Below are 1008 nucleotides of genomic sequence, written 5' to 3' on the forward strand. Positions count from 1 at the left end.
GATGGGTTTGGTATAGAGATGGTGCAGCTATGCAGAGAAATTTTAATATTATAATGACAAAATATGGAGTTAAAACAATTAAATAAAATAACAATTTTATTAGCTTTAATTATAAACATAAATGCATTTCCTCAAATGAAAATGGCAGATATAGAAGGTAAGCAATTTTCCATTGATTTAAAAGCAGAAAAAAGAAATATTATAAAGATATTGGATAATGATAATTATAGTGTATTTTATCTTTTAAATAGGAAAAAATTTGATTTTGATAAAAAACATAGAAATGTTGATTTGGTAAATCTAATTTTCTTTTCTAAAAAGTATAATAAAGGAATACTTACTCTATTCAAACAAAGTATTGACTATAAAAAGAAAGCTATTTACAATATTACTTTATACTCAGGTTTGGCAGGTAATTACATGTTTGTACCCTCAATGATTATAGTCGATCAGAATTTTGATTATGAATACCTAATGATGTACAGTTATATTCATCCACCATATGATATGAATACATATAAATCTAGCATTTCAATACAGGATAATAGAAATCGTTGTAATATTATACACATTGATCTAAAAGGAAATGCTGTTTACGAAAATATAGATGACATTTTGAGTAATATTTCTAAGGTACCTAAAGAGAATAGCTCTGAAAAAGAATGTAATCCTGTAATTTATGATATTGATCTGAAAGATTTTTTTCCTGAAAAGATCATTAAATAAATTTTAGTAATGTTCCAAATATGTTGGTAGTAAATTAGAGTATTGAAAATCAATACTCTAATTTTAAAAAATGAATAGAAACCTCAATCTACCATGATATTGTGGATAAGGCATAGGAGAAAATAGGCTGTCTAAAATATTGAAGGTCATATCAGGTGTTTCAGATGTGTTGGTAAAAAGACCATCTTGGAAATACCAGGGTAAGTTTTGCCAAAAACAGCGCAGGCGTTCCTGATTATCGATACCAATAACTATTATCCTTTTGGGCTGAACCATATCTCA

The 1008-nt window shown here is 26.9% G+C and carries 1 protein-coding gene; it reads left to right on the forward strand.

The window, feature by feature from the left end; all coding sequences use genetic code 11:
- The first annotated feature begins 63 nt into the window (after positions 1–63).
- The gene (locus AC5YGI_RS22025) at positions 64–726 is read left to right on the forward strand and encodes a hypothetical protein (RefSeq protein ID WP_330744404.1); all 663 of its coding nucleotides are present in this window, start codon (positions 64–66) and stop codon (positions 724–726) included.
- The last annotated feature ends 282 nt before the right edge of the window (positions 727–1008 follow it).

The sequence above is a fragment of the Chryseobacterium sp. CS3K3.1 genome (assembly GCF_059515165.1).